The organism is Brevundimonas sp., assembly GCF_965279155.1.
In the GTDB taxonomy this organism is placed as follows: Bacteria; Pseudomonadota; Alphaproteobacteria; order Caulobacterales; family Caulobacteraceae; genus Brevundimonas.
On the sequence record NZ_OZ257138.1, the window covers coordinates 2,932,061 to 2,957,385 of the forward strand.

The window sequence follows — 25,325 nt, forward strand, 5'->3', positions numbered from 1 at the left end:
GCGCCTTCCCATTGCGCGTCGCCCGATCCGAGTTCGGATTATCCCCGCATTTCAGCGTTCTGGCAGCGGTCCCGCAGGTTTGCGGTCGTTAACCTATTGTCTGCTCAAGGAAGGTTAGAACGCCTCACAGCCTGTGAATACTTCGTTTGTTCCGTGTATGTTCCGACTGTTCGAGCGTGCTTAAGTCGTCACACGTCAAAACATGGTTAAATCTTGGCTTCGATCCCATTGAGGCCCATCTGATCCCATGCTATCCCACAATCATGATTTGGGGCTGAGAGGCGGGCGCGGCGGGCGTTCGTCAGGGCATCTAGGGGCGGGCCGAAAGGTTCGATTGGCAGGGCGTGTTTCTCTCGACCTATGAGAAGCAGCTGGACGGCAAGCGCCGTCTCCTCATCCCCAACGATTTCCGCACGACCGAAAACGGCGCAGCCGGCGGCGTCTTCATCTTCCCCTCCATCGAAGCGGACTGCCTCGAAGCGGGCGGCGACCGCCTGTTCGCCGTCTATGCCGAGATGATCGAAGCCTTGCCATTCGGCTCCGAGGAGCGTTCGGCGCTGGAGTGGCAGGTCATGGGCGAGCAGGTCCGCCTGGCCTATGATTCCGGCGGCCGCATCACCCTGCCCGAAGCGCTTTGCTCTGAAGCCGGACTGGACGACACCGTCGTCATCGTCGGCCTGAACGACCGTTTCCAGATCTGGTCGCGCGAGAAATGGGCTGCCCGTCGCGCTGAGCAGCGCGCCCTGGCCAAGGCCGGCATGGCCCAGATCGGCGCCCTGAAACTGGCGGCCCAGATGAAGCTGGCGGGGGGCGGATCGTGACCGACGCCTCCACCAATGCGCCCCACGCCCCCGTCCTGCTGGCCGAGGTGATCGAGGCCATGGCGCCCGCGCCCGGCGACGTCGTGATCGACGCCACCTTCGGCGCCGGCGGCTATACCCGCGCCATCCTGAAGACCGGCGCCCAGGTCATCGGCCTGGATCGCGACCCGACGGTCCAGCCGCACGCCGACGCCGTCGCCAACGACTTCCCCGGCCAATTTCAGCTGATCCGCACCCCCTTCTCGGGTCTGGCTCAAGCCTTCGCCGACAGCGGCAAGGCAAAGCTGGACGGCGCCGTGTTCGACATCGGCGTCTCGTCGATGCAACTGGACCAGGCCGAGCGCGGCTTCTCCTTCATGCGCGACGGGCCGCTGGACATGCGGATGTCCGACGACGGCCCGACGGCCGCCGACATCGTCAACGGCTGGGACCACGGTCCGCTGGCCCATATCTTCAAACTGTATGGCGAAGAGCGTCAGTCGGGCCGCGTCGCCACCGCCATCCTGCGCCGCCGCGTCGAGCAGCCCTTCACCCGCACCCTCGATCTGGCCGAGGTGGTCGAAAAGGCCCTGGGTGGCCGTCGCGGCGCGCCGATCCATCCGGCGACGCGGGTCTTCCAGGCCCTGCGCATCGCGGTGAACGACGAACTGGGCGAGCTGGAGCGCGGGCTGGAGGCGGCTGAGGCGACCCTGGCCCCCGGCGGGCGTCTGGCGGTCGTGACCTTCCATTCGCTGGAAGACCGCATCGTCAAGGCCTTCATGACCGAGCGCACGGGCAACAGCCCCGCCGGCTCACGTCACGCCCCCATGGCCGTCGATCCGCGCAAGCCCAGCTTTACGCTTCAGTTCAAGGGCGCGCGCGAGGCGGGCGACGAAGAGCGTTCGACCAATCCCCGCGCCCGTTCGGCCAAGCTGCGCGCCGCCGTCCGCACCGACGCCCCGGCCTGGGGCAAGATTTCGGGTGGGGCCGCATGACCACGGCGCCCTTCTTCACCTATTCCCGCACCGCCCTTCAGCGCCTGTTCGACTGGAAGGTGCGCGGCGTGCGCTGGATCGAGATCATCGGCGTGGCCCTGGTCGCGATCATGATCGTGTCGGTCTATGCGGCCAAGGCGGCTGCGGCGCGCGAGAGCAGCCGCATCGCCCAGCTGGAACAGGATATCCGCGAGAACGGCCAGCGGGTCCGCCTGCTGCGCGCCGAGGTCGCCCGCCTGGAACAGCCCGCGCGTCTGGAGGCCCTGTCGCGCCAGATCGGCATGGCGCCGGTGGACGTGCATCGCCAGGCTAAGGAAGCCCAGCTGACCGAGCTGAAGCCCGTGCCGGCCCCGGCCTCGATCGCAGCCGTCGCCCCCGCTGCGGCCCCCGCCGTGGTTGAAGACGCCGCTCCCGCGCCGGAGCCGGCGCAATGAGCGTTCAGGACCACCGCTATCACCGCCCCGCGCCCGGCGTCGATCTTCAGGGTCGGCTGTCGCCCTTCTGGCGTTGGCTGTCGGAACTGATCTGGCGTCTGGAACACGGGTTCGAGCGCGCCCGCGCCGACGCCCGGCCGGAAGAGGACACCCGCGTCCGCATCTTCCTGATCCTGATCGTCTTTTCCTGCGTCTTCGGCGCCCTGGCCGTCGGCGCCTCGTACAAGGCCCTGTTCGCAGAGGCGAACGGGCGCGGTTCGGGCGTCAATCCCAACGCCCTGGTGCGCGGCGATCTGACGGATCGGAACGGCGAACTGCTGGCCACCAACATCGTCCACTACGGCCTCTATCTGGACCCGGCGCAGATTTGGGACCGCGACCTGGCCTACCGCCAGATCCGCCGCGCCCTGCCGCGTATCTCCGCCGAGCGGCTGAAGAAGGTGCTGGGCGGCGAGCGCCGCCTGATCGCCCTGACCGGCCTGACGCCCCAGGAAAAGGCCGCCGTCCACGACCTGGCCCTGGGCGGGGTGACGTTCGAACCCGAAGACCGCCGCGCCTATCCGCTGGGAACCTCGGCCGTTCACCTGATCGGCGACGCCGACACGGGCGGGCGAGGCGTCTCGGGCGCCGAACTGGCCTTCAACGACGAGATCCGCGCGGCGGGCCAGCGGGGCGAGAGCTTCCCCCTGTCCATCGACCTGCGCGTTCAGGGCGTGCTGGAAAACGAACTGGCCGCCGCCGCGATCAAGGCCCAGGCCAAGGGCGCCGTGGGCATCGTCACCGACGTCCAGACCGGCGAGGTCCTGGGCATGGCCAGCTGGCCGACCTTCAACTCGTCCAACCGCAACGCCGCGCCCGACGGCGCGACCCTGAACCGCGCCGTCTCGGGTCACTACGAGATGGGGTCGGTGTTCAAGACCTTCACTGTCGCCGCCGGTCTCGACACCGGTCGGGCCGACATGAACACCCTGTTCGACGCCTCCCAGGCCTTCCAGATCGGCGACCGCAAGATCAAGGACTTCCACGCCCAGAACCGCGTGATGACCTTGGAGGAAGTCTATCTGCACTCGTCCAACATCGGCACCTCGCAACTGGCGGTGCAGATGGGGCCGGACACGATGCGGGACTATTTCCGCCGCCTGGGCCTGCTGGACGCCTCGACCATCGAGCTGAAGGAATCGGCCAAGCCGGTCGTGCCGCGTCGCTGGGACAACTCCACCCTGGCCTCCCTGTCGTTCGGCTACGGCATCATGATCACCCCGGCCCAGATAGTTCAGGCCATGGGCGCCCTGACCAACGGCGGGCGGATGATCCCGCTGAGCCTGCGCAAGGGCGGCGCGCGCGGCGCCCAGCCCCAGCAGGTCGTCACCGAAGAGACCTCGCGCACCATTCTGGACCTGCTGCGTCGCAACGTCGTCAAGGGTTCGGGCGGGTTCGCCGATGCGCCGGGTCTGCGGGTCGGGGGCAAGACCGGCTCGGCCAACAAGCTGGTCAACGGCCGCTACGACCCCAGCCACGCGCTCGGTTCGTTCGCGGCGGTCTTCCCCGTCGACGGCCCGCTGAACGGCAAACGCTACGCCATCCTGATCGTCATGGACGAGCCGGGGACCTATCCCAAGACCGGCGCCTATGTCGCCGCGCCGGCCGTGAAGAACATCGCCGACCGCATCGCCGGCTTCCTGGGCGTCGAACGCCGCGAGGATCGCTGGCGCACGGCCCTGGGCGAAAAAGTGCCGGAATATCAGGACGTGGCGGGGGACGGCCTGTGAGCGCCCTTCACCTGTCCGACCTGCTGCGACGCGACGTGTCCTCGGACCCCATCATCACCGGCGTGACCGCCGATAGCCGCAAGGTCGCCCCCGGCGCCCTGTTCGTCGCCCTGCCGGGCACGGCCGCCGACGGCCGCGCCTTCATCCCGCAGGCCTTGGCCCAGGGCGCGGCGGCGGTCTTGGCCCCGACCGATACGCCCGACGGCGCAGCGCCGGTCCTGGTTACCTCGGGCGATGTGCGCCGGGCCTACGCCATCGCCGCGCGCGGCTTCTACGGGGTCCAGCCCAAGACCTGCGTCGCCGTCACCGGCACCAATGGCAAGACCTCGGTCGCCACCTTCTGTCGCCAGATCTGGGCCGGCGTCGGCCACAAGTCCGCCAGCATGGGCACCCTGGGCGTCATCGGCCAGAAGGGCGCCAAGACCTACGCCCTGACCGGCCCCGGCCTGACCAGCCCCGACGCCGCCGAGGCCGCGCGCCTGATGGCCGAACTGGCCGCCAAGGACGTGACCCATGTCGCGCTGGAGGCCTCGTCTCACGGCATCGATCAGCGCCGGCTGGACGGGGTGGCGCTGAAGGCCGCCGCCTTCACCAACCTGACCCAGGACCACCTCGATTATCACGGCACGATGGAGGACTATCGCGCCGCCAAGATGCGCCTGTTCGAGACCCTGCTGCCGCGCGGCCGCACCGCCGTGCTGAACGCCGATTCCGACGCCTATTCCGCCTTCGCCTCGGCCTCGATCATGGCGGGCCTGGGCGTGATGGGCGTGGGCGAGCGGGGGCGCGACCTGGCCCTGATCGGCCGTCGCGCGACGCCGGAGGGCCAGCGCCTGACCCTGGACGTGCGCGGTCAGGTGCATGAAATCCTGCTGCCGCTGGCCGGCGCCTTCCAGGCTTCGAACGCCCTGGTGGCGGCGGGCCTGTGCATCGCGGCGGGCGATCCGGCCGACGCCGTGATCGGCGCCTTGGAGGGCCTGACCGGCGCCCAAGGTCGTCTGCAACGGATCGACGGCGCCGAGACCGGCCAAGAAACCAGAGTGCGCGGCGAGGTCTATGTCGACTACGCCCATACCCCCGACGGGCTGGAGACCGTGCTGAACGCCCTGCGTCCCCACGCGACCGGCCGACTGATCGTCGTCTTTGGCGCCGGCGGCGACCGGGATCGGGGCAAGCGTCCGCTGATGGGGTCAATCGCCGGGCGTCTGGCCGACGTGGCCATCGTCACCGACGACAATCCGCGTTCGGAAGATCCCGCCGCCATCCGCGCCCAGGTCCGCGCCGGCTGCGCCGACGCCATCGAGATCGGCGACCGCCGCGCGGCCATCGAGGCCGCCGTCGAAATGATGCGCGACGGGGATGTGGTGGTCATCGCCGGAAAAGGGCATGAACAGGGGCAGATCGTCGCGGGCGTGACCCACCCCTTCGACGACGCCACCGTCGCGTCCGAGGCCCTGTCTTTGAATGCCTGATACATCCGCCCGCCCGCTCTGGACGGCCGCCGAAGTCGCCGCCGCCACGGGTGGCGTGCTGCAGGGCGACGACCGCCCCATCACGGGCGTGACCTACAACAGTCGCGAGATCGTCCCCGGCGACCTGTTCCTGGCGCTGAAGGGTGCGCGCGACGGGCATGAGTTCACAGGTGACGCCTTCGCCGCCGGCGCCGCGACTGCCTTGGTCGAACACCCGGTCGAGGGCGGCGCCTATGTCGTCGTTCCCGACACCTTGCACGGTCTGGAGGCCCTGGGCGTCGCCGCCCGCGAGCGCGCGCCTCACGTCAAGCGCGGCGCCGTCACCGGCAGCGTCGGCAAGACCAGCGTCACGCAAGCCATCAAGGCCGGCCTCGACCTCGCCGGTCCCGCGCACGGCTCGATCAAGAGCTATAACAACCATATCGGCGTTCCCTTGACCCTGGCCCGGATGCCGGTCGAGACCCGGCGCGCCGTCTTCGAGATCGGCATGAATGCGCCCGGCGAGATCGCGCCCCTGTCGCGCTTCGTCGCCCCCCACGCCGCCTGCGTCACCACCGTTGGCCCGGTCCATATCGAGGCCTTCGCGGACGGCGAGGCCGGCGTCGCGCGCGAGAAGGCGTCAATCTTCCAGGGCCTGGTTCCCGGCGGCGCGGCCGTGGCGAACGGCGACGTCGCCTTCTCCGACGTGCTGCGCGACGCGGCCCAGGCCGTCGGCGCGCGCCTGCTGACCTTCGGCTCGGACGCCCGTCATGACGCCCGCCTGCTGGACTTCCGTGCGGACGCGGAGGGCGCCTCCGTCGCCGCCGAACTGTTCGGTCGCCGTATCGACTATCGCCTGGCCCAGTCCGGCGCCCACTGGGGCCTGAACAGCCTGTGCGTTCTCCTGATGCTCGACGCGCTCGACGTGACGCTGGACACGGGGTTGGAGGCCCTCGCCGGGTTCCAGCCGCTGGCGGGACGGGGCCAGACCCGCACGGTCACGACGCCGGGCGGCGCCTTCACCCTGATCGACGAAAGCTACAACGCCAATCCATTGTCGATGGCCGCCGGGTTCAAGACCCTGGGTGCGCGCAGCGTCTCGGGCCGTCGTGTCGTGGTGCTGACCGACATGCTGGAGCTGGGCGACCAGAGCCGCGACCTGCACGAAGGCCTCGCCGCCCCCATCGACGCGGTCGGTCTGGACCTGGTTCACGCCGCCGGTCCCGAGATGCGCTGGCTGTATGACGCCCTGCCGGCCTCTCGACGCGGCGTCTGGCGCGCGACGGCGGCGGAACTGGCGACCGAGGCGGCGCTTCTGGTCGCGCCCGGCGACGTCGTCATGGTCAAGGGCTCGAACGGGTCCAAGGCCTCGCTGGTGGCCAAGGCGCTGGCCGATCTTCAAGGCCGCGACACGCCGCCCGCGACGCGATAGGGAACGAGAATGTTCTATCTGCTGTACCTCTATTACGCCGACGTGGCGCACCAGTATCCGCTGTTGAACCTGGTCCAGTACCAGACCGTGCGCGTCGCCCTGGCCATGGCCACGGCCATGATCGTCGCCGTGGCCATGGGCAGCCGCTTCATCAACTGGATCCGCACCAAACAGGGCCGGGGCCAGCCGATCCGCGACGACGGCCCCGTTTCGCACCTGTCCAAGGTCGGCACCCCCACCATGGGCGGGCTGATGATCCTGGCCGGCATCGGCGTGGCGGTCTTCCTGTGGGGCGACCTGACCAACCCCTATATCTGGATCGTGTCATTCGTGACGGCGGCCTTCGGCGTGCTGGGCTTCATCGACGACTACGCCAAGGTGACCAAACAGACCTCGGCCGGCCTGACCTCGAAGCAGAAGCTGCTGGCCCAGACGGTCGTCGCCGTCGTCGCCGGCGCCCTGACCGTGCTGTGGATGACGGTCTCGCCGACCTCGCCGGGGCTTGAGACCTCGATCGCGTTTCCGTTCTTCAAGGCCGTGCTGCTGAACATCGGCTGGTTCTATGTGGCGTTCGCGGCCTTCACCATCGTCGGCTTCTCCAATGCGGTGAACCTGACCGACGGTCTGGACGGCCTGGCCACCGTGCCGGTGATGATGGCGGCAGGCGCCTTCGGTGTGATCTCCTACCTCGCCGGCAACTTCGTCTTCGCCCAGTATCTTCAGGTCCACCATGTCCCCGGCGCGGGCGAACTGGCCATCTTCTGCGCGGCCATGATCGGCGGGGGCGCGGGCTTCCTCTGGTACAACGCCCCTCCGGCCAAGATCTTCATGGGCGACACCGGTTCGCTGGCCCTGGGCGGCGCGCTGGGCGCCATCGCTGTCACCACCAAGCACGAGCTGGTGCTGGGCATCGTCGGCGGCCTGTTCGTCGCCGAGGCCGCCTCGGTCATGATCCAGGTCGGCTATTACAAGCTGACCAAGAAACGCATCTTCCTGATGGCGCCGGTCCACCACCATTTCGAGAAGATGGGCTGGCCGGAATCCACCGTCGTCATCCGCTTCTGGATCATCGCCGGCGCCCTGGCCCTGCTGGGCCTGTCCACGCTGAAGCTGCGCTGATCCGATGATCCCCGTTCCCGGCTATGAGGGCAGGCGGGTCGCGGTCTTCGGCCTGGGACGGTCGGGGATCACGGCCGCGCGCGCGCTCCAGGCCGGGGGCGCGATCCCCATCCTGTGGGACGACGGCGTCTCGGGCCGGATGCAGGCCGAGGCCGAAGGCTTCGCAGTCGAGGACCTGACCGCGGCCGACTGGTCGGGCTTCGCCGCCCTGGTCCTGTCGCCCGGCGCGCCCCTGACCCATCCCAAACCGCACTGGAGCGTCGACAAGGCGCGCGAGGCCGGCGTGCCCGTCATCGGCGACGTCGAACTGTTCGCCCGCGCCCTGACCGCCCTGCCCAAGGACCAGCGGTCCCGCGTCGTCGCCATCACCGGCACCAACGGCAAGTCCACGACCACCGCCCTGATCGGCTGGGTGCTGAAGTCAGCGGGTCTGACGGTCCATGTCGGCGGCAACATCGGCATCGGCGTCCTGGCCCTGCCGGCCCCGACGCCCGACGCCGTCTATGTGATCGAGGTCTCCAGCTACCAGCTGGACCTGACCACCACCTTCGCCCCCGATGTCGCCATCCTGACCAACATCTCGCCCGACCATCTGGACCGGCATGGCGGGATGGAGGGCTACGTCGCGGCCAAGCGTCGGCTGTTTGCGAATCCGGGCGAAGCACGCGCGCGTGCCGCAATGGTCAGTATTGATGATGAGTGGTCCTATTGGGTCGCAGAGGACGTTTGTGATGACTGGGCGCTCGCCTGTGTCAGCACACGGACCGAGGGAGATATGACGTCCCAGCCGCTGAATGCCTTTGTCAGCGGTTTTGGGTTCCGGGCGGTCAGCGGAAAACTCACAATGGAGAAGGGCGGTGAGGTGGAAAGCATCGCCAATCTGACTTGTGCTCGTTCCCTGCCTGGTCGGCATAATGGTCAGAACGCTGCCTTCGCCTATGGGGCAGCACGTCGGCTGGGCGTCTCGCATGACGCCGCCGTCGCCGGACTGCTGTCCTTCCCCGGCCTGGCCCACCGCATGGAGGCCGTCGGCCGGCTCGGCCCTGTCCGCTTCATCAATGACTCCAAGGCCACCAACGCCGACGCCGCGCGCCAGGCGCTGTCGTCCTACCCCCACGTCTTCTGGATCGCGGGCGGCGTGCCAAAGGCCGGCGGCATAGACGACCTGGCCGACCTCTTCCCGCGCGTGACCAGGGCCTATCTGATCGGCGAAGCGTCCGAGGCCTTCGCCGCGACGCTGGCCGACACCCCCCACGTCATCGCCCGAACCCTGGACGCCGCCGTGGCCGCAGCCGCCGCCGACGCCGCATCCGCCGGCGGAGACCAGATCGTCCTGCTATCCCCCGCCTGCGCCAGCTTCGACCAGTATCCCGACTTCGAGGCGCGGGGCGAAGCCTTCCGCGCCGCCGTCCTGGCCCTCGGGGCCGTCCCGGAAACCGCGTCATGAGCGCCCCCTACACCCCCGCCTTCTCGCGTAACGACCAGAGCCACGTCGCCCAGTGGTTCTGGACCGTGGATCGCGGCCTGCTGGGCGCGGCGCTGGCGCTGATGGGGCTTGGCGTGGCGCTCAGCTTCGCCTCCAGCCCCGCCGCCATCCTGGCCGATGAATCGATCACCGATCCCTTCCACTATTCCTGGCGGATGATGGTCTTCTCGGGCCTGGGCCTGAGCCTGATGCTGACCAGTTCGCTGCTGTCGCCGCGCGGGGTGCGCCGCATCGCGGTCCTGGCCCTGTTCGGCGCCATCCTGGTGATGATGGCTCTGCCGTTCATCGGCGACACGGTGAAGGGGGCCGCCCGCTGGGTGAACTTCGGCCCGTTCAGCCTGCAACCGTCCGAGTTCGCCAAGCCCGGCCTGATCGTCTTCGCCGCCTGGATGTTCGCCGAGGCGCAGAAGGGCCAGGGGGTGCCCGGCGTCACCATCGCCTTCGGATTCTACGCCCTGACGGTCTCCCTGCTGCTGATCCAGCCCGACATCGGCCAGACCCTGCTGATCACCACCACCTTCATGGCCGTGTTCTTCATGGCGGGCGTGCCGTTCAAATGGATGGCGGTCCTGGCCAGCGCGGGCATGGCGGGGCTGGTGTCGCTGTATTTCGTCTTCGGCCACATGCGCGACCGCCTCAGCCGCTTCTTCTCGCCCGAGACCACCGACACCCACCAGATCGACAGCGCATCCGAAGCCATTCGCGCGGGCGGCCTGCTCGGTCGCGGCATCGGCGAGGGCGTGATGAAGCGCCGCGTGCCCGACCTCCATACCGACTTCATCTACTCCGTCGGCGCCGAGGAGTTCGGCCTGATCCTCAGCCTGATGATGATCGGCCTCTACGCCTTCATCGTCATCCGGGGCATGCGACGCGCCATGAAGCTGACCGACCCGTTCGAACAGACGGCGGCGGCGGGCCTGTTCATGCTGATCGGGCTTCAGGCCTGCATCAATGTGGCGGTGAACCTGAACCTGATCCCGACCAAGGGCATGACCCTGCCCTTCATCAGCTACGGCGGCTCGTCCATGCTGGCCATGGGCCTGACCATGGGTTTCGCCCTCGCCCTGACCCGTCGCCGCCCCGGCGCCTACGAACCCGGCGCCAGCCTGCCGGGAAGACGCCGGCGGTTGCTGTAATTCACTAGAACTCCGTCATCCTAGGCCTTGTGCCTAGGATCCATAGACTCCGCTTCGCCCATTCGGACTCCTTCGGTCGATACCGGGCGTCTGGATCCTCGCCACAAGGGCGAGGATGACGAGAAGGTTAGTCAGCATAGGGCGGAAGAAAAAAGGGCGCGTTTTCAGCGTTATATGCATTTTTCGGGGCAATCGACCTACCACACCCCAAAACCGTGCGATCCTGTCGCCGACCCATCCTCGACCCCACCCGTCCACCGCCGATTTCAGACGAATTGCACTCTTCAGACGGTGTTTTTCACGCCTCCACCGTCTGAACTTCAGACGGTTCAGACTATTCAGACCCTCTTTTTTCGGAGCCCGCCCCATGACCAAGCTCTGCGTCGTCGCCGCCGGCGGCACCGGCGGCCATATGTTCCCGGCCGAGGCCCTGGCGCGCGAGATGGCGGCGCGCGGCTGGCGGGTGGTGCTGGCGACCGATCATAGGGGCGAGCAATACGCCCACGCCTTTCCGGCCGAGGAACGCCTGGCTCTGGACGCCGCCACCGGCTCGGGCCCGCTGGGGCTGATCAAGGCGGGCGTCGCCATCTTCAGGGGCGTGGTCCAGGCGCGCACGGCCTTCGACCGGCTGGGCGCCGACATCGTCGTGGGCTTTGGCGGCTATCCGTCCGCCCCGGCCCTGGTCGCGGCCGTCACGTCGCAGCGGCCGACGGTGATCCATGAGCAGAACGCGGTCCTGGGCCGCACCAACCGCATCCTGGCCCCCTATGTCGGTCAGGTCGCCTCGTCCTTCCCGACGCTGGAGCGGGCGCCGGCCAAGGTCCAGGGCCGCTCTCATGTCGTCGGCTCGCCGGTGCGCGCCGAAATCCGCGCCCTGTTCGACCGCCCCTATGTCACCCCCGCCGCTGACGGCCCCATCCATGTGCTGGTGACCGGCGGCAGTCAGGGCGCCCGCATCCTGTCCGAGACCACGCCCCGCGCCCTGGCGGCCCTGCCGCAAGCCCTGCGCCGTCGCCTCAAGGTGCAGCAGCAGTCGCGGCCCGAGACGCTGGAGGCCGCGCGCCAGATCTATCTGGAGGCCGGGATCGAGGCCGAGGTCGCCCCCTTCTTCCGCGACATGGCCGAGCGGCTGTCCAGGGCGCATCTGGTGGTGGGCCGTTCCGGCGCCTCGACCTGCGCCGAACTGGCGGTCGCTGCCCTGCCGTCCGTCCTGATCCCGCTAAAGATCGCCACCGACGACCACCAGCGCCTGAACGCCAAGGCCCTGACCGACGCCGGCGCGGCCGAGGTCATTGCGGAAGACGACCTGACCGTCGAACGTCTCGCCGCTGTCGTGAACGCCGTCCTGTCCGACCCCGCCCGCCTGTCCGCCATGTCCGCCGCCGCCCGCACCGTCGCCATCCCCGACGCCGCCCAGCGCCTGGCCGATCTGGTCGAGGCGACGGCGGGGCGCCCATAATGTCTCCTCCCCACTTGTGGGGAGGGGGACCGCGAAGCGGTGGAGGGGCTCTTGACGCCCCACAGCCGCCTGCGATGCGGTCAAAACCCCTCCGTCACGGCGCAAGATGCGCCGCGCCACCTCCCCATCGCTTCGCGACAGGGAGGAGACCTCAACCCTCTCGGCCCTGACGCGTTAGGAAGCCCATGCCTCCCGAAATCATCGCCGTCACCCGCCAGATCCGCGCCCTGTGGCACCGCTTCGACTGGCTGCCCGAATGGGCGGTCGTCATCCTGGTCCTGCTGGTCTTCGTCGGCGGCGGCTGGCTGACGCACAAGATCGCCTTCGCCATCCTGCGGCGAGTGGTCAAGAACAAGGACGTCTTCTGGCGCGGCGTGGTCGAACGCGCCCGCACCAAGCTGCGCGTCCTCATCATCATCATCGGCGTGGGCATCGGCGTCACCGTCTCGCCGATGGACCCCGGCCCGTCCCAGGACATCCGCAACGTCCTGCAGTTCCTGTTCGTCCTGACCCTGGGCTGGCTGGCGTCGGGCATGCTCGACATGTGGTCGGTCATGCATCTGAAGCGGTACAATGTCGCCGTCGAAGACAATCTGCTGGCCAGGAAACACCTGACCCAGACCCGCATCCTGCAGCGGGTCGCCAAGGTGGTGCTGTTCATCGTCACCGTCGGTCTGGCCCTGATGACCATCGCCGGCTTCCGCCAGTGGGGCGTCAGCCTGTTGGCCTCCGCCGGCGTCGTCGGCATCATCGCCGGTCTGGCGCTTCAGCCGATCCTGACGAACATGGTCGCCGGCATCCAGATCGCCCTGACCCAGCCGATCCGCCTGGACGACGCCGTCATCGTCGAGAACGAGTGGGGCAATGTCGAGGAGATCACCGCGACCTATGTGGTGGTCAAGCTGTGGGACTGGCGGCGCATGGTCCTGCCCCTGTCCTACTTCATCACCAAACCCTTCCAGAACTGGACGCGCGAGAACGCCCGGCTGATCGGCACAGCCTTCTTCTACGTCGACTACGAGGCCCCGATCGATCGGCTGCGCGAGGCGTTCGAGGGGATCGTGAAGAGCTCGAAACTGTGGGACGGCGACGTCCAGGTCATGCAGGTGACGGACATCACCGAACGGGTGCTTCAGGTCCGCTGCCTGGCCAGCGCCCGCTCGGCCCCGGTCGCCTTCGACCTGCGCTGCGAAATCCGTGAGAAGCTGATGGCCTTCATGCGGGACGAATGCCGCGAAGCCCTGCCGCGGGATCGGCTGGAATGGCCGCAGGGGGAAGAGCGGCCGGTCAGTCCGCCAGCGCCGCCTGGCCCCGACGGATTGCTTCGTCCAGCGTGAGCGTCTCGGGACTGATCCTGTCGCCACAGGCCACGGCCAGAAGTTCCGCCGCATCACCGCCGGGCGCGGCGGCATAGGGCGGGGCCGGATCGGCCGTCGCCGGGCCTTCGGTTCCGTCGGACTTCAAGGACGCGAAGTCCAGTCGGTCCGCCGTCTTCGTCCGGCAGTCGAAGGCCCACCGCGACCAGCCCCCGACATAGGTCACGTCCCCCACCTTGAACCCCGTCTCCGTCACCTGCAGCTCACGCATATGGGCGATATCGCCGTCCTGTTCGATGGAAGCGACGTCGGCGTAGATGGCGAACCGGCCGACGCCGGTCTCGACCAGTTGGGGATCGGCCCGAGTCAGCAGCGAGGCCAGCAACAGGGCGATCATGCGACCAGGGTCTCCGCCTGGTGCAGGTCCACGCTGACCAGCTGGCTCATGCCGCGCTCAGGCATGGTGACGCCGTACAGGCGGTCCATCCGGCTCATGGTCACGGGGTTGTGGGTGATGACGATAAAGCGGGTGTCGGTGCGGCTGCGCATCTCGTGCAGCATGCGGCAGAAGCGATCCACATTGGCGTCGTCCAGCGGGGCGTCCACCTCGTCCAGTACGCAGACGGGCGCGGGGTTGGCCAGGAAGACGCCGAAGATCAGGGCCGCCGCCGTCAGGGCCTGCTCGCCCCCGCTCATCAGGCTCATGACCGACAGCCGCTTGCCGGGCGGGCAGGCGTAGATCTCAAGCCCCGCCTCCAGCGGATCGTCGCTCTCGACCAGTTTCAGCTCGGCCTGGCCGCCGCCGAACAGGGCCTCGAACAGGCTCTTGAAGTTGGCGTTGATGACGTCGAAGGCGGCGACCAGCCGCTCGCGCCCCTCGGCGTTCAGCTCGTCGATGCCGTCGCGCAGCTTGGCGATGGCCTGGGTCAGGTCGATGCGTTCCGACTTCATGCTGTTCAGCCGGTCGCCGTATTCCACCGCCTCGTCCTCGGCGCGCAGGTTGACGGCGCCCAGGGCCTCGCGCTCGCGCTCCAGCCCGTACAGCAGACTCTCGGCCCCGGCCGCGTCAGGCGGGCGGGCAATGGCGTCGTCGGTCAGTTTGCGTCCCAGTTCGTCGGGCGACATCTGAGCCGTCTCGCGCAGGGTGGTCTCGGCCTCGGTCAGCTTCTCGGCGGCGGCCTCGGCGCGTGCAGACAGGCCGGCGCGGGCCTCGCGCGCCTGCGACGCTGCGGTCTCGGCGGTGCGCGACGCGCGGTCGGCCTCGGTCGCCGCCGTCTCGGCCAGAGCCATGGCGTCCGATGACGCCTGTTTGCGCTGTTCGGCGGCGGTCAGCGTATCCAGCAGTTTGCCGCGCTGTTCGGCGAAGCCCTGGGGTGCGACCTCGGCCTGTTTCAGCAGGGCGGCGGTCTTGTCGGCGTCCTTGCCCAGGGCGGCGACGCGGGCGGCGCTGTCCTTGGACCGCGTGACCCAGCCGTCGCGGGCTCGGGTCAGGCTGCTCAGTCGCTGTTCGCGGCCCTGACGGTCGCGGGCCTCGGCGTCACGGTCCGAGCGGGCGGTCTGGGCGGCGAGGCGGGCGGTGTCTGCGGCGGCCCGGGCGGCGGTCAGCTCGTCACGCAGGCCCGACAGGGTCTCGGACGGGGCGTCCGTGGTGTGGGCGGCGTCCAGCGCGCCTTGAGCCTCGGCGACCTCGGCGGCCAGACGGGTCACCGTGTCGTCCAAGGCCTGGGCGCGGGCCTCGCGGCGGGCCTGGTCGCGGGCCAGGGTCTCGACGCGGTCGCGGGCCATGGTCACGGCCTTGTCGGCGGCGAAGGGGGCCAGGCGGGCGCTCTTCACCGCCTCCTCGGCGGCGCGGAAGGCGTCGGTGGCGGTCTTCTGGGCGGCCTGGGCCTGATCCAGGACGGGTCTGCCCTTATCGATCTCGGCCTCCAGCTCGGCCAGCCGCGTGCGCTGGGCCAGGCGAACGGCGGCGGGGCGCGGCGCCTCGGCGCGGCTGACGAACCCGTCCCAGCGATAGAGGTCGCCCTCGACCGTCACCAAGCGTGCGCCAAGAGGCAGGGCTTGGGCCAGTCGCGCGGCGTCGGCCTTGGGCGCGACGCCACACAGAGCCAGGCGCGCGGCCAGTTGGTCCGGGGCCTGCACGTGGGCCGACAGCGGCTCGACCCCGTTGGGCCAAGACGGGGAGGGTGCGTCCGCCCCGCCCCAATAGGCGGCGGCCTTCGCGTCCAGCGCCGCGTCCAGATCGTCGCCCAAGGCGGCGGCGAGGGCGGCCTCGTAGCCCTTGTCGGCGCGCACCTTGTCCAAGGCAGGCGGATGGTCGCGCTTGCCGGTGACCAGCAGCTGGGCCAGGCCCCGCGCCTCGGTCTGAAGCCGGCCGAGTCGATCCTCGGCGGCGCGGGCGGCGGTGCGGGCCTCCTGCTCGGTTCGGGCCAGGTCGCCGCGCTTGGCCTCGGCCGCCTCGACGGCCTCGCGCGCGGCGGTCAGCTCGGCCTGGGCGGTCTCCAGCGCCTGGCGGGCGGTCTCCAGCTCGGGCGTCTCCAACGGCCCCAGGACCTCGCGTTCGCGCTTCGCCTGATCGTGCTGGCTGATGACGCGGGCCAGGCGGGTTTCGGCGTCGCGCTTGCGCGCCGTCTCGGCGTTGGCGCGGGCCTCGACGGCGGCCAGGGTTCCGGCCAGGCGTTCCACCTCGCCGTCGGCGGCCTTGCGGGCGTCCTCGGCGGCGGCGAGGGCCTTGTCCAGTTCCGGGCCGCGTTCGGGGGCGGCGGCGATCTCGGCCTTCAGCCGGGTCAGTTCGTGGTCCAGCCGGTCCAGTTCACGCTGGGCGTCGGCGGACATATTGGTTTCACGCTCGACGTCGGCGGCGATGCGGGCGGCCTCGGCCTTGAGCCGGTCCACCTCGGCGCGGGCGGCCTGTTCGGCCATGTCGAGCCGGTCGCGCTCCAGGCTGGCGCGGTGCAGCAGGGCCGAGGCGACGGCGTCCTCCTCCCGAGCGGGCTTCAGGGCATCCTGCGCGACCAAGGCGGCGGTCTGAGCAGCGGCGGCGGCGGTCGTGGTGTCGGCGACGGCCCGGTCGGCGTCGCGCAGTTCTTCGGCTGAGGCCTCGGCGGCCAGCCTGGCGTCGTTCCAGCGGACGAACAGCAGCGCGGCCTGAAGCGCTCGGATCTCGGCGGAAATCTTCTTGTATTTCTCGGCCTGACGGGCCTCGCGCTTCAACCGGTTCAGCGCCGTTTCCAGCTCGCGGCCGATGTCGTCCAGCCGGTCCAGATTGGTCTCGGCCGCCTTCAGGCGCAGTTCGGCCTCATGGCGGCGGGTGTGCAGGCCCGCGACGCCGCCCGCCTCTTCCAGGATGCGTCTGCGGTTCTGCGGCTTGGCGGCGATCAGCTCCGAAATCTGGCCCTGACGCACCAGGGCAGGGGAGTTTGCGCCGGTCGAGGCGTCGGCGAACAGCAGCTGGACATCCCGCGCACGCACCTCCTTGCCATTGATCCGATAGGTCGAGCCTTGGCCCCGGTCGATGCGGCGCGACACCTCCAGAACGGGTGCGTCGGTGAAGGGCTGGGGCGCGCGACGCTGCGCATTGTCGATGGTCAGGCTGACTTCGGCATGGCTGCGCGGGGGACGGCCCGCCGCGCCGGCGAAGATGACGTCGTCCATGCCCTGGCCGCGCATGGCCTTAGCCGAGTTGGCCCCCATGACCCAGCGCAGGCCCTCAAGGACGTTGGACTTGCCGCAGCCGTTGGGGCCGACGACCCCGGTCAGGCCGGATTCGATGTGCACCTCCGCCGGGTCGACGAACGACTTGAAGCCGACGAGCCGGAGGCGCTGAAACTGCATCGCCCTGGCGGACTACCGGCGCAGCAAGGGGTCGATGGCGGCCGACAGGGCGTCCAGCGAATGATCGGCGACGGCGGTTCCGTTGACGAAGAAGCTGGGCGTGCCGGTGACGCCGGCCGCGCGTGCGCCCTCGATCTGAGCGTCCAGGGCCGCGCGGATGGTCGGGCCTTCCAGGCAGGTCTCGATCTGCTCGCGCGTCTTGCCGCTGGCGGCGATGCCGGCTGCGAACCAAGGTTGAGGCCCCGTGGTCTGCAGATTGGCCTGGTCGCGCATGAAGACGGTCGCCACGTCGAAGTAGCGTTCGGGCGCGGCGCACAGGGCCACCGCTGCGGCGGCGGCGGCGACATTGGCCGGGGCGGTCGGCAGGTTGCGATGCACCAGCCGGACCTTGCCGGTATCGATGTATTTGGCCTTGAACGCCGGCAGCACGGTGTTGTGGAAGTCCGCGCAGTGCGAGCAGGTGAAGGACGCATATTCGATCACTGTCACCGGCGCATCCGCGCGACCCAGGACGTGGTCCTGGGCCGTGACGGGCGGGGGCGCGTCGGCGGCGAAGGCCGGCGCCGCAGTCAAGACGGCGGCGAACGACAGGGCGATGAAGGCGCGTCGCATCATCTTACTTGGCCAGAGCCGCGTCGATGGCGGTGGACAGGTCGGCCAGGCTGGCGCCTTCGCCGCCGGGGGAGATGACCTGGGTGTCGTTGACGTAGAAGGCCGGGGTGCCGGTCACGCCCTGGGTGCGAGCGGCCTGAACGCGCTTCTCCATGGCGGCGACGGCGTCCTTGTCGGTGACGCAGTCGTTGAACTGCTGCTCGGACATTCCGGCGGCCTGGGCGGTGCGCAGCAGCCACTCGCGCGGCGACGAGGTCAGCATCTCCTGCTGGGTCGCCATCAGCTGGTGGACGACGTCGAAATACTTGTCCGGTCCGGCGCAGCGCGCGACCAGGAAGCCGGCGGTGGCGGCGTCGACCGGCGGGGTCGGCAGTTCGCGGAAGATATAGCGGACCTTGTTGGTGTCCACATATTTGGCCTTGAACGCCGGCCAGGTGTTCTTCTGCCACAGGGCGCAGTGGGGGCAGGTGACCGAGGCGTATTCGACCACGGTGACCTTGGCGCCCTCCGGCGCGCCCAGGCCCATGTCGCCCTCGGCCGCGCCCTTGGATCCGCCGCCGCACGCGGCCAGAGCCATGGTCGCCAGGGCGGCGCCGGTGATGGCCGCGCGACGGCTCATGCGGACGAAGCGGGATTCAGTGTCGGCCATGGGACTTCCTTGATCGGATCGTTGGCGAATGGTGGCGCGATTCCCCCGGAACGGCGCAACCCCAGACTAGTCGAGAACAGGTGCGGCTTTTTCCGGGCCACACCACCCTGATAACGCGAACTTCGCGGTGATCAAAGATCGTTGGCGACGGGTTGCTCAAGCCGTCTTTGTCTCTGGCCGAAGATGAGTTCGATAGCAGTCGATACGACCGCGAAGATCGTGGCGAAAATCACGCCTTGGAGAGCCAGACCAGCTGTAACGGGCTTTGTAAGGAGCATCGTGTTCACGATGCCAAAAGCAAGCGCCACCCCGATAAACGAGCCGACAAAAACCTTGGCTCCAAGGATCGTTTTTTTGCCTAGCCTAACCACCCTCTCACTCCTCCATGCTGAGGTCCAAGGTGTCCAGCGGCGAAGTTTTGTCAATCCTGCCTGTCGGTGCGTGACAGGGCGACGCGGCCCAGGCGAGCCAGGGCGGCGCGCAGATCGTCGGGGGCGGAGGCGATGGAGGCGGCGAGATCGGCCTCGGCCTGGGCGGGCAAGGGCGGCGGCTTGGCGCTACGTTTGGGGCGCGACGCGGCGTCTTTCAGGGGGGCGACCGGCCCCTGGGCGATGCGAAGGCGATCGACCGTTCCGGCGCCCAGGAACAGATTGACGCGGGCCAGGATGTCTTCCGACTGATGCTGGATCAGCAGGGCGGCGGCGCCGGCGACGCGCAGCTCCAGAACGCCGGGCTGGCCGCCCTTGCCCTTGGTCAGTTTCTGGGGGCGGGTGACGCGGGCCAGACGGTCGCCGACGATCTCGCGCCAGCGGGGTTCCAGCGCGCCGGCCCCGCGTCCGAACTGCTCGTCCAGCTTCTTGATCAGAGGCGTCAGCGCCTTGCCCGCGCGCGGCGCCGGCCGGGGGACCGGACGGGTGCGGCGGCGAGACAGGATCTCGCGGACCTCGGCGTCTGTGGGCAGCGTGCGGCGCATGGGTCTATATAGCCCGCTCCATGGCTTGCGTCTCTCCCGACATAGACCTGATCCGATCTGAGCTGCTCGCTTGGTACGACGGCCATGCGCGCAGCCTGCCGTGGCGGGCGGCCGTGGGCGCGGCGCGGACCGAGCCTTACCGCGTCTGGCTGTCGGAGGTCATGTTGCAGCAGACGACCGTTCCGCATGCGACGCCCTATTTCCACGCTTTCACCACGCGCTGGCCCACGGTTTCGGATCTGGCGGCGGCGGAGGATGCGGAGGTGATGGGGGCCTGGGCGGGGCTGGGCTACTATGCCCGCGCCCGTAACCTGCTGGCCTGCGCGCGGGCGGTGGCGGGCGAACATGGCGGGGTGTTTCCGGATACGGAGGCCACCCTGCTGGCCCTGCCGGGCGTGGGCGCCTATACGGCGGCGGCCGTCGCCTCCATCGCCTTCGACCGGGCGGCCAATGTGGTGGACGGCAATGTCGAGCGGGTCATGGCGCGGCTGTTCGCGGTCGAGACGCCGGTCCCCGCCGCCCGGCCCGAACTGAGGCGACTGGCAGGTCTGTTCATTACTGACGAGCGGTCCGGCGACTGGGCGCAGGCGTTGATGGACCTCGGCGCGACGGTGTGTCGGCCCAAGTCGCCGTCGTGCGGAGCCTGTCCCGTGGCAGGCGAGTGTCTGGGCTTGGCCAGCGGCGAACCGTCGCGGTTTCCGCTGAAAACCAAGAAGGCGGATCGGCCGCACCGGCGCGGCGTGGCCTATGTGCTGGTCGACGATCAGGGGCGGGTGGCCGTGGAGACGCGGCCGGACAAGGGGTTGTTGGGCGGAATGCTGGGCCTGCCGACCAGCGACTGGACGACCGACGCGCCGTCAGATGCGGCGCCGATGCCTGCCGACTGGCGCGAGGCGGGGGCGGTCGAACACGTCTTCACCCACTTCAGCCTGACCCTGACCGTGATGACGGCGCGCGGCGAGTCGGCCGGCCCCTGGCGCTGGATGCCGGTCGAGGCGGCGCGCGCGGCCCTGCCCACCGTGTTCGCCAAGGCGCTGGACCGGGCAAGCGCGCCCGATCTCTTCACCTAGAGCTCACCGCAGGGTGCGGATCGCGACCTTGCCCTGTTTGTGATGGGGGATGACGACGGCGCGGCCTCCGGCGTGCTGGATGTTCAGATCGACGACGGAGCCGCCGACTTCCAGGCCGGTGATCCTCAGCCGGTCCAGGCCGGCGGGCAGGACGGGGTCGGCTAAATCGACGGTCTCGGTCCAGGCGTCGATGGTTAGGCCCAGCGTCGCTTGCAGCATCAGGAATACTGAACCCGCCGCCCAGGCCTGGGGCAGGCAGGCGACCGGATAGGCGATGGGCGGCTCGCCCGGTTCTCGCGGGAAGCCGCAGAACAGTTCGGGCAGGCGCAGGTGGAAGTGGGCGGCGGCGGCGTAGATTTCGGCCAGGATGGCGGCGACGGCGTCGCGCTCTCCGTAGTTTGCCATTCCGGCGGCGGCCATGGCCGTGTCGTGGGGCCAGACCGAGCCGTTGTGATAGCTCATCGGGTTGAAGCGGGCCTGGCCAAGCTCCAGCGTGCGAATGCCCCAGCCGGTGCGGAACTCGGCCGACAGCAGGCGTTTGGTGACGCGACGCGCGCGCTCCAGCGACGGCAGGCCGGTGAAAAGCAGGTGGCCGGCGTTCGAGGCGATGGCGCGGCACTGTTCGCCGTTGCCATCGAGGGCCACGGCATAGAAGCCCTCGTCCTCCATCCAGAACTTGTCCTCGACCAGGGCGCGGACCCGTTCGGCGCGCATCCGCCATTCGTCGGCGAGGTCGTCGCCCAGCCGGTCGCCCAGGTCGCCCAGAGCCTTCCACGCGGCGAAGGCGTAGCCCTGGACTTCCAGCAGCGCGATCGGGCCCTTGGGGAAGCGGCCGTCGGCGTGGAAGATGGAGTCTTCCGAGTCCTTCCAACCCTGGTTGGACAGGCCGGTGTCGGCGCCGCGCTGATAGTCGATCAGGCCGTCGTTGTTGCTGTCGCCATAGTCGCGCATCCAGTCGGCGGCGGCGATCAGGTTGGGCCAGAGCGTGCGGATCAGGTCCAGATCGCCGGTGCGGTTGGCGTAGGCTCCGGCCAGGGCGATGAACAGGCAGGTGGTGTCGACCCCGCCGTAATAGAGGCCGAAGGGCACCTCGTGCAGGGCGCTCATCTCGCCGCCGCGCGTCTCATGCATGATCTTGCCGGGCTGGCTGTCCTGGAACAGCGAGGTCTCGGTCGCCTGGCGCGAGGCTAGATAGGTCAGGACGCCCTTGGCCAGGGACGGATCCAGCCACAGCATCTGCCAGGCGGCGATGATGCCGTCGCGCCCGAACGGGGTCGAGAACCAGGGCGTGCCGGCATAGGGATAGGGGCCGGTCGGCAGGTCGGTGGTCAGCAAGGCCATGTCGGCCCGCGACTGATCCAGCCAGTCGTTGAACCGCGGGCTGCGCGGCCCACGCACCGAGGCGCCGCGACGGCGTTTGGCGCGCATGGCCAGACGGGCCTGGACGGCGTTTCGACGCCAGCGTCCGGCGTCCGGCGCCTCGCACGAATCCACGCCGCATTCGATGAACAGGTCCATGGCCCGGCCCTTGGGCAGGCTGAACATGAACTCGGCGCGCTGGTGCGTCAGGCGGGCGGGCGGCTCGGAGAAGGCCAGGCAGCTGGAGCGTTCGACATCGTCCAGGCCGGTGTAGCGGAAGGTGACGCGGCGACCATCGGTGGTCGGGGTGTGGATCGTACCGCGCTTCGTCCTAGGCGTGCCGCGCACCTGGAAGATGTCGGCGAAGTCGGCGCCGAAGTCGAAGGCCAGCGGCAGAAGGATGTCCTCCACGCCGTGGTTGACCATCTGGATCCGCTCGAACATCCGCCGGCCCCAAAGGAAGCGACGCCGCTCGATATGCAGCACGCCGGCCGGCGCCGAGCGTCCGCCCATCGGGGGCAGTGGGCGGTTGGTGGTGTGGCAGGAGAAGAAGACGTTGTCCTGGCTGACGCCCGAGGACAGGCGGGAGGGTTTGAGCAAACCGACCGTCATGGCCCAGCGCGACAGGACGCGCGTGTCGTCGGCGAACAGGCCGTCGGCGCCGCCCCTCATGTCGCCCCAGCCGTCCGCGACCAAGAAGGTGTCGCCGTCCTTCAGCGCCATCAACTGTTCGAGGCCGGAAGCCTCAACGGTTTCGCCGGCGGTCAGCTGGGTGGAATAGGCGTCGTCCATGCGGTCTCTTCCCCGTCGTTTGAGGCCTTGGCCGAACGTGTCGCACCCGAATGCGGCGCTGAGGGGCCGCTTGAGTGATGAAATGAAGCAGGCGGCGGAGGGTTCACCTCCGCCGCCTGTTTTTCTTGGATAATCGTCGGCTGCGACGCTTAGGCGATGGCGGCGAAGCTGCGATCTTCTTCGATGGGACGCAAGGGCGTAATCACATTGCCCAGCGGCGCCTCGGCGAAGGGACGACGGGCCAGCAGGTCGCCGTAGACATCCAGGTAGCGGCGCGCCATGGCGGTGGCCGAGAACCGCAGGTCGAAACGGGCGCGGACAGCCTCGCGGTCCAGCAGGTGGGCGCGGCCGGCGGCGGCGATGGCCTGTTCCATCGTGTCGACCAGGAAGCCGGTGGCGCCGTCCTCGATGATCTCTGGCGTCGAGCCGCAGCGGAAGGCGACGACCGGCGTGCCGCAGGCCATGGCCTCGATCATCACCAGACCGAAAGGCTCGGGCCAATCGATAGGGAAGAGCAGGGCGTCGGCGCCGCCAAGGAAGGCGGACTTCTGATGGTCGCCGATCTCGCCGATGAACTCGATCATGGGATTGCCCTCGACCATGGGGCGGATGGTTTCCTCCCAATAGCGTTTGTCGGCGGCGTCCACCTTGGCGGCGATCTTCAGGCGCTTGCCAAGCTTCGTAGCGATCTCGATGGCGCGGTCTGGACGCTTCTCCGGCGAGATCCGGCCCAGGAAGGCGAGGTAGCCCTCGGACTTGGGCGAGAACAGATACTGTTCGCCGGGCATGCCGTGATGCACGGTCGCCTTCCAGTTAGCGAAATCCAGGGGTTTGCGCTGGTCGTCCGAGATGGAGACCAGGCCGAACTCGCTCCAGCGGGCATAGACGCCGGGCAGGTCCTTCATGTCCAGGCGGCCATGCAGTGTCGTGATCGTCTTGTCCGCCAGTTCCCGGAACAGCGGGAAATGGATCATGTCGGTGTGGAAGTGGATCACGTCGAACTCGTCGGCGCGATCCATCACCTCGCCCAGCATGGACAGGTGGGCGGCGAGGTCAGATTTCAGCGGGGCGGGGTCCAGGCGGATGGCCTGATCGCGGACGGGCACCAGGCGCGCCTTGGTCTGGGCGTCGGCGCTGGCGAACAGGGTGACATCGTGACCCAGATCGACCAAGGCGTCGGTCAGGTGCGCGACGACGCGTTCAGTGCCGCCGTAAAGCTTCGGAGGCACGGCCTCGTAAAGCGGGGTGACCTGCGCGATCTTCATGATGTTGTGCTCCGACCCCGCTTCTGGCGGGGGCCATAGACAACAATGATCTCGCAACTGCGAAGTTCCACCGCTCGATGTGAATTTTCACATAGGTTTCGGTGGGTTACAGCGAAGCTGACCCAATTTCAGTGTGCGGATTCGTACGTTTGCAGCGTATCCGCGAGGCTAAGTGATTGATGTGGCTGATGCGACGCGGCGTCGCACCGGCCTACATCGCGGCGCGGACCTCCGAACGCAGGGCGTCTATGGATTTCAGGCCCTGGTCGGTCTTGAAGCGCCAGTAGGTCCAGCCGTTGCAGGCGGGGGCGTTTTCAAACAGGGCGCCCAGCTTGTGGATCGAGCCGCTGAGCGAGCCGGACACCAGCGAACCGTCGGCTCGGACGCGGGCCTCGCGCTCGCCCTTGGGGCAGTACAGACGGTCGCCGGGATGCAGCAGGCCGGCCTCGACCAGGGCGCCGAAGGGCACCTTGGGCTCTGAGCGCTTGGAGCCTGTGACCATCAGGTCTTCGGCGCTGGCGGGGATGACCGAGGCGATGCGGGTCGCGGCGACATCGGCATAGGTCTCGTCACGCTCGATGCCGATATAGTGGCGGCCCAGGCGTTTGGCGGCGGCGCCGGTGGTGCCGGTGCCGAAGAAGGGGTCCAGGATCACGTCGCCGGGGCGGGTCGCCGACAGCAGGACGCGGTGCAGCAGGGCCTCGGGCTTTTGCGTCGGATGGGCCTTCTTGCCGTCGGCGTCCTTGATACGCTCTTCGCCCGTGCACAGGGCGAAGGTCCAGTCGGAGCGCATCTGGGTGTCTTCGTTGAAGGCCTTCATCGCATCGTAGTTGAAGGTGTAGCGCTTCTGATCGCGGCTTTTGGCGGCCCAGATCAGGGTTTCGTGGGCATTGGTGAACCGGGTGCCCTTGAAGTTCGGCATCGGGTTGGACTTACGCCAGATGATGTCGTTCAGCACCCAGAAACCCAGGTCCTGGATAGCCGAACCCAGTCGGAAGACATTGTGGTAGCTGCCGATCACCCAGATCGAACCCTCGGGCTTCAGCACGCGGCGGCATTCCGCCAGCCAGGCGCGGGTGAAGGCGTCGTAGGCGGCGAAACTGTCGAACTTGTCCCAGTCGTCATCCACGGCGTCGACCTTGGAATTGTCGGGACGCAGCAGGTCGCCGCCCAGCTGCAGATTATAGGGGGGATCGGCGAAGACCATGTCCACCGAGGCGTCGGGCAGGCTCTTCAGCACTTCGATGCAGTCGCCACGGTGAATGACGTCAGTCTTCAGATCGGACATGGAAACGCGGCCCCGGAACAATGAGACCGCTATGGTGAATCCTTGTGGTTAAGGTCGGGTAACCGGCGCGAGATGATCGCGCCGGTTCC

The 25,325-nt window shown here is 68.8% G+C and carries 21 protein-coding genes; 12 read left to right on the plus strand and 9 right to left on the minus strand.

Annotated features, from left to right (window positions below):
- Positions 1–344 precede the first annotated feature (344 nt).
- The 11 genes from ACQY72_RS14155 to ACQY72_RS14205 all read left to right on the plus strand — a co-directional run bounded on the left by ACQY72_RS14155 (position 345) and on the right by ACQY72_RS14205 (position 13,418).
- Entirely contained in the window at positions 345–821 is a 477-nt protein-coding gene (locus ACQY72_RS14155) for a division/cell wall cluster transcriptional repressor MraZ (protein ID WP_428154342.1), read from the plus strand.
- Entirely contained in the window at positions 818–1,795 is a 978-nt protein-coding gene (gene rsmH, locus ACQY72_RS14160; RefSeq protein ID WP_428154344.1) for a 16S rRNA (cytosine(1402)-N(4))-methyltransferase RsmH, read from the plus strand. The genes ACQY72_RS14155 and rsmH overlap by 4 nt, the downstream gene beginning before the upstream one ends.
- Entirely contained in the window at positions 1,792–2,229 is a 438-nt protein-coding gene (gene ftsL / locus ACQY72_RS14165; RefSeq protein WP_428154345.1) for a cell division protein FtsL, read from the plus strand. The genes rsmH and ftsL overlap by 4 nt, the downstream gene beginning before the upstream one ends.
- Complete coding sequence (locus tag ACQY72_RS14170; protein ID WP_428154347.1) at positions 2,226–3,998, plus strand: peptidoglycan D,D-transpeptidase FtsI family protein; 1,773 nt, start codon at positions 2,226–2,228, stop codon at positions 3,996–3,998. Before ftsL ends, ACQY72_RS14170 begins: the two co-directional genes overlap by 4 nt.
- Complete coding sequence (locus tag ACQY72_RS14175; RefSeq protein ID WP_428154349.1) at positions 3,995–5,470, plus strand: UDP-N-acetylmuramoyl-L-alanyl-D-glutamate--2,6-diaminopimelate ligase; 1,476 nt, start codon at positions 3,995–3,997, stop codon at positions 5,468–5,470. The genes ACQY72_RS14170 and ACQY72_RS14175 overlap by 4 nt, the downstream gene beginning before the upstream one ends.
- Positions 5,463–6,881 (plus strand): UDP-N-acetylmuramoyl-tripeptide--D-alanyl-D-alanine ligase, encoded by a 1,419-nt coding sequence (locus ACQY72_RS14180; RefSeq protein ID WP_428154351.1) that lies wholly within the window; start codon positions 5,463–5,465, stop codon positions 6,879–6,881. Before ACQY72_RS14175 ends, ACQY72_RS14180 begins: the two co-directional genes overlap by 8 nt.
- A gap of 9 nt (positions 6,882–6,890) precedes the next feature.
- Entirely contained in the window at positions 6,891–8,000 is a 1,110-nt protein-coding gene (gene mraY, locus ACQY72_RS14185; protein ID WP_428154353.1) for a phospho-N-acetylmuramoyl-pentapeptide-transferase, read from the plus strand.
- A 4-nt stretch (positions 8,001–8,004) separates the two neighbouring features.
- Positions 8,005–9,447 (plus strand): UDP-N-acetylmuramoyl-L-alanine--D-glutamate ligase, encoded by a 1,443-nt coding sequence (murD, locus tag ACQY72_RS14190; protein ID WP_428154355.1) that lies wholly within the window; start codon positions 8,005–8,007, stop codon positions 9,445–9,447.
- Positions 9,444–10,622: a putative peptidoglycan glycosyltransferase FtsW gene (locus ACQY72_RS14195; RefSeq protein ID WP_346493985.1), complete on the plus strand. Its 1,179-nt coding sequence runs from the start codon at positions 9,444–9,446 to the stop codon at positions 10,620–10,622. Before murD ends, ACQY72_RS14195 begins: the two co-directional genes overlap by 4 nt.
- 367 nt (positions 10,623–10,989) lie before the next feature.
- Positions 10,990–12,081 carry an undecaprenyldiphospho-muramoylpentapeptide beta-N-acetylglucosaminyltransferase gene (murG, locus tag ACQY72_RS14200; RefSeq protein ID WP_428154357.1) on the plus strand — a complete coding sequence of 364 codons (1,092 nt, stop codon included), beginning with the start codon at positions 10,990–10,992 and terminating at the stop codon, positions 12,079–12,081.
- 185 nt (positions 12,082–12,266) lie between these two features.
- Positions 12,267–13,418, plus strand: coding sequence for a mechanosensitive ion channel family protein (locus ACQY72_RS14205; RefSeq protein WP_428154359.1), 1,152 nt, complete (start codon positions 12,267–12,269; stop codon positions 13,416–13,418).
- On the opposite strand, the gene ACQY72_RS14210 is transcribed toward ACQY72_RS14205, so the two are convergent.
- The 6 genes from ACQY72_RS14210 to ACQY72_RS14235 form a co-directional block, all read right to left on the minus strand.
- Positions 13,369–13,794: a surface-adhesin E family protein gene (locus ACQY72_RS14210; RefSeq protein WP_428154361.1), complete on the minus strand. Its 426-nt coding sequence runs from the start codon at positions 13,792–13,794 to the stop codon at positions 13,369–13,371. The two genes, ACQY72_RS14205 and ACQY72_RS14210, sit on opposite strands and share 50 nt — an antisense overlap.
- Positions 13,791–17,228 carry a chromosome segregation protein SMC gene (gene smc / locus ACQY72_RS14215; RefSeq protein ID WP_428154363.1) on the minus strand — a complete coding sequence of 1,146 codons (3,438 nt, stop codon included), beginning with the start codon at positions 17,226–17,228 and terminating at the stop codon, positions 13,791–13,793. The genes ACQY72_RS14210 and smc overlap by 4 nt, the downstream gene beginning before the upstream one ends.
- Before the next feature lie 12 nt (positions 17,229–17,240).
- Complete coding sequence (locus ACQY72_RS14220; protein WP_428154365.1) at positions 17,241–17,843, minus strand: thioredoxin domain-containing protein; 603 nt, start codon at positions 17,841–17,843, stop codon at positions 17,241–17,243.
- Position 17,844: 1 nt separating this feature from the next.
- A complete protein-coding gene (locus ACQY72_RS14225) occupies positions 17,845–18,489 on the minus strand; it encodes a DsbA family protein (RefSeq protein WP_428154367.1) in 645 nt (214 codons plus the stop codon).
- 131 nt (positions 18,490–18,620) lie between these two features.
- Positions 18,621–18,860, minus strand: coding sequence for a hypothetical protein (locus tag ACQY72_RS14230; RefSeq protein WP_428154369.1), 240 nt, complete (start codon positions 18,858–18,860; stop codon positions 18,621–18,623).
- A gap of 50 nt (positions 18,861–18,910) precedes the next feature.
- Complete coding sequence (locus ACQY72_RS14235) at positions 18,911–19,462, minus strand: DUF721 domain-containing protein (protein ID WP_135194978.1); 552 nt, start codon at positions 19,460–19,462, stop codon at positions 18,911–18,913.
- A 20-nt stretch (positions 19,463–19,482) separates the two neighbouring features.
- Here ACQY72_RS14235 and mutY point away from each other — a divergent pair, with 20 nt between their 5' ends.
- Entirely contained in the window at positions 19,483–20,532 is a 1,050-nt protein-coding gene (mutY, locus tag ACQY72_RS14240; protein ID WP_428154371.1) for an A/G-specific adenine glycosylase, read from the plus strand.
- Between the two features lie 3 nt (positions 20,533–20,535).
- Here mutY and ACQY72_RS14245 read toward each other — a convergent pair whose 3' ends face one another.
- The 3 genes from ACQY72_RS14245 to ACQY72_RS14255 all read right to left on the minus strand — a co-directional run bounded on the left by ACQY72_RS14245 (position 20,536) and on the right by ACQY72_RS14255 (position 25,236).
- Complete coding sequence (locus ACQY72_RS14245; protein WP_428154373.1) at positions 20,536–22,683, minus strand: amylo-alpha-1,6-glucosidase; 2,148 nt, start codon at positions 22,681–22,683, stop codon at positions 20,536–20,538.
- 149 nt (positions 22,684–22,832) lie between these two features.
- Positions 22,833–23,948, minus strand: coding sequence for a glycosyltransferase family 4 protein (locus ACQY72_RS14250; RefSeq protein WP_428154375.1), 1,116 nt, complete (start codon positions 23,946–23,948; stop codon positions 22,833–22,835).
- Between the two features lie 211 nt (positions 23,949–24,159).
- Complete coding sequence (locus ACQY72_RS14255) at positions 24,160–25,236, minus strand: site-specific DNA-methyltransferase (RefSeq protein ID WP_428154376.1); 1,077 nt, start codon at positions 25,234–25,236, stop codon at positions 24,160–24,162.
- Positions 25,237–25,325 lie beyond the last annotated feature (89 nt).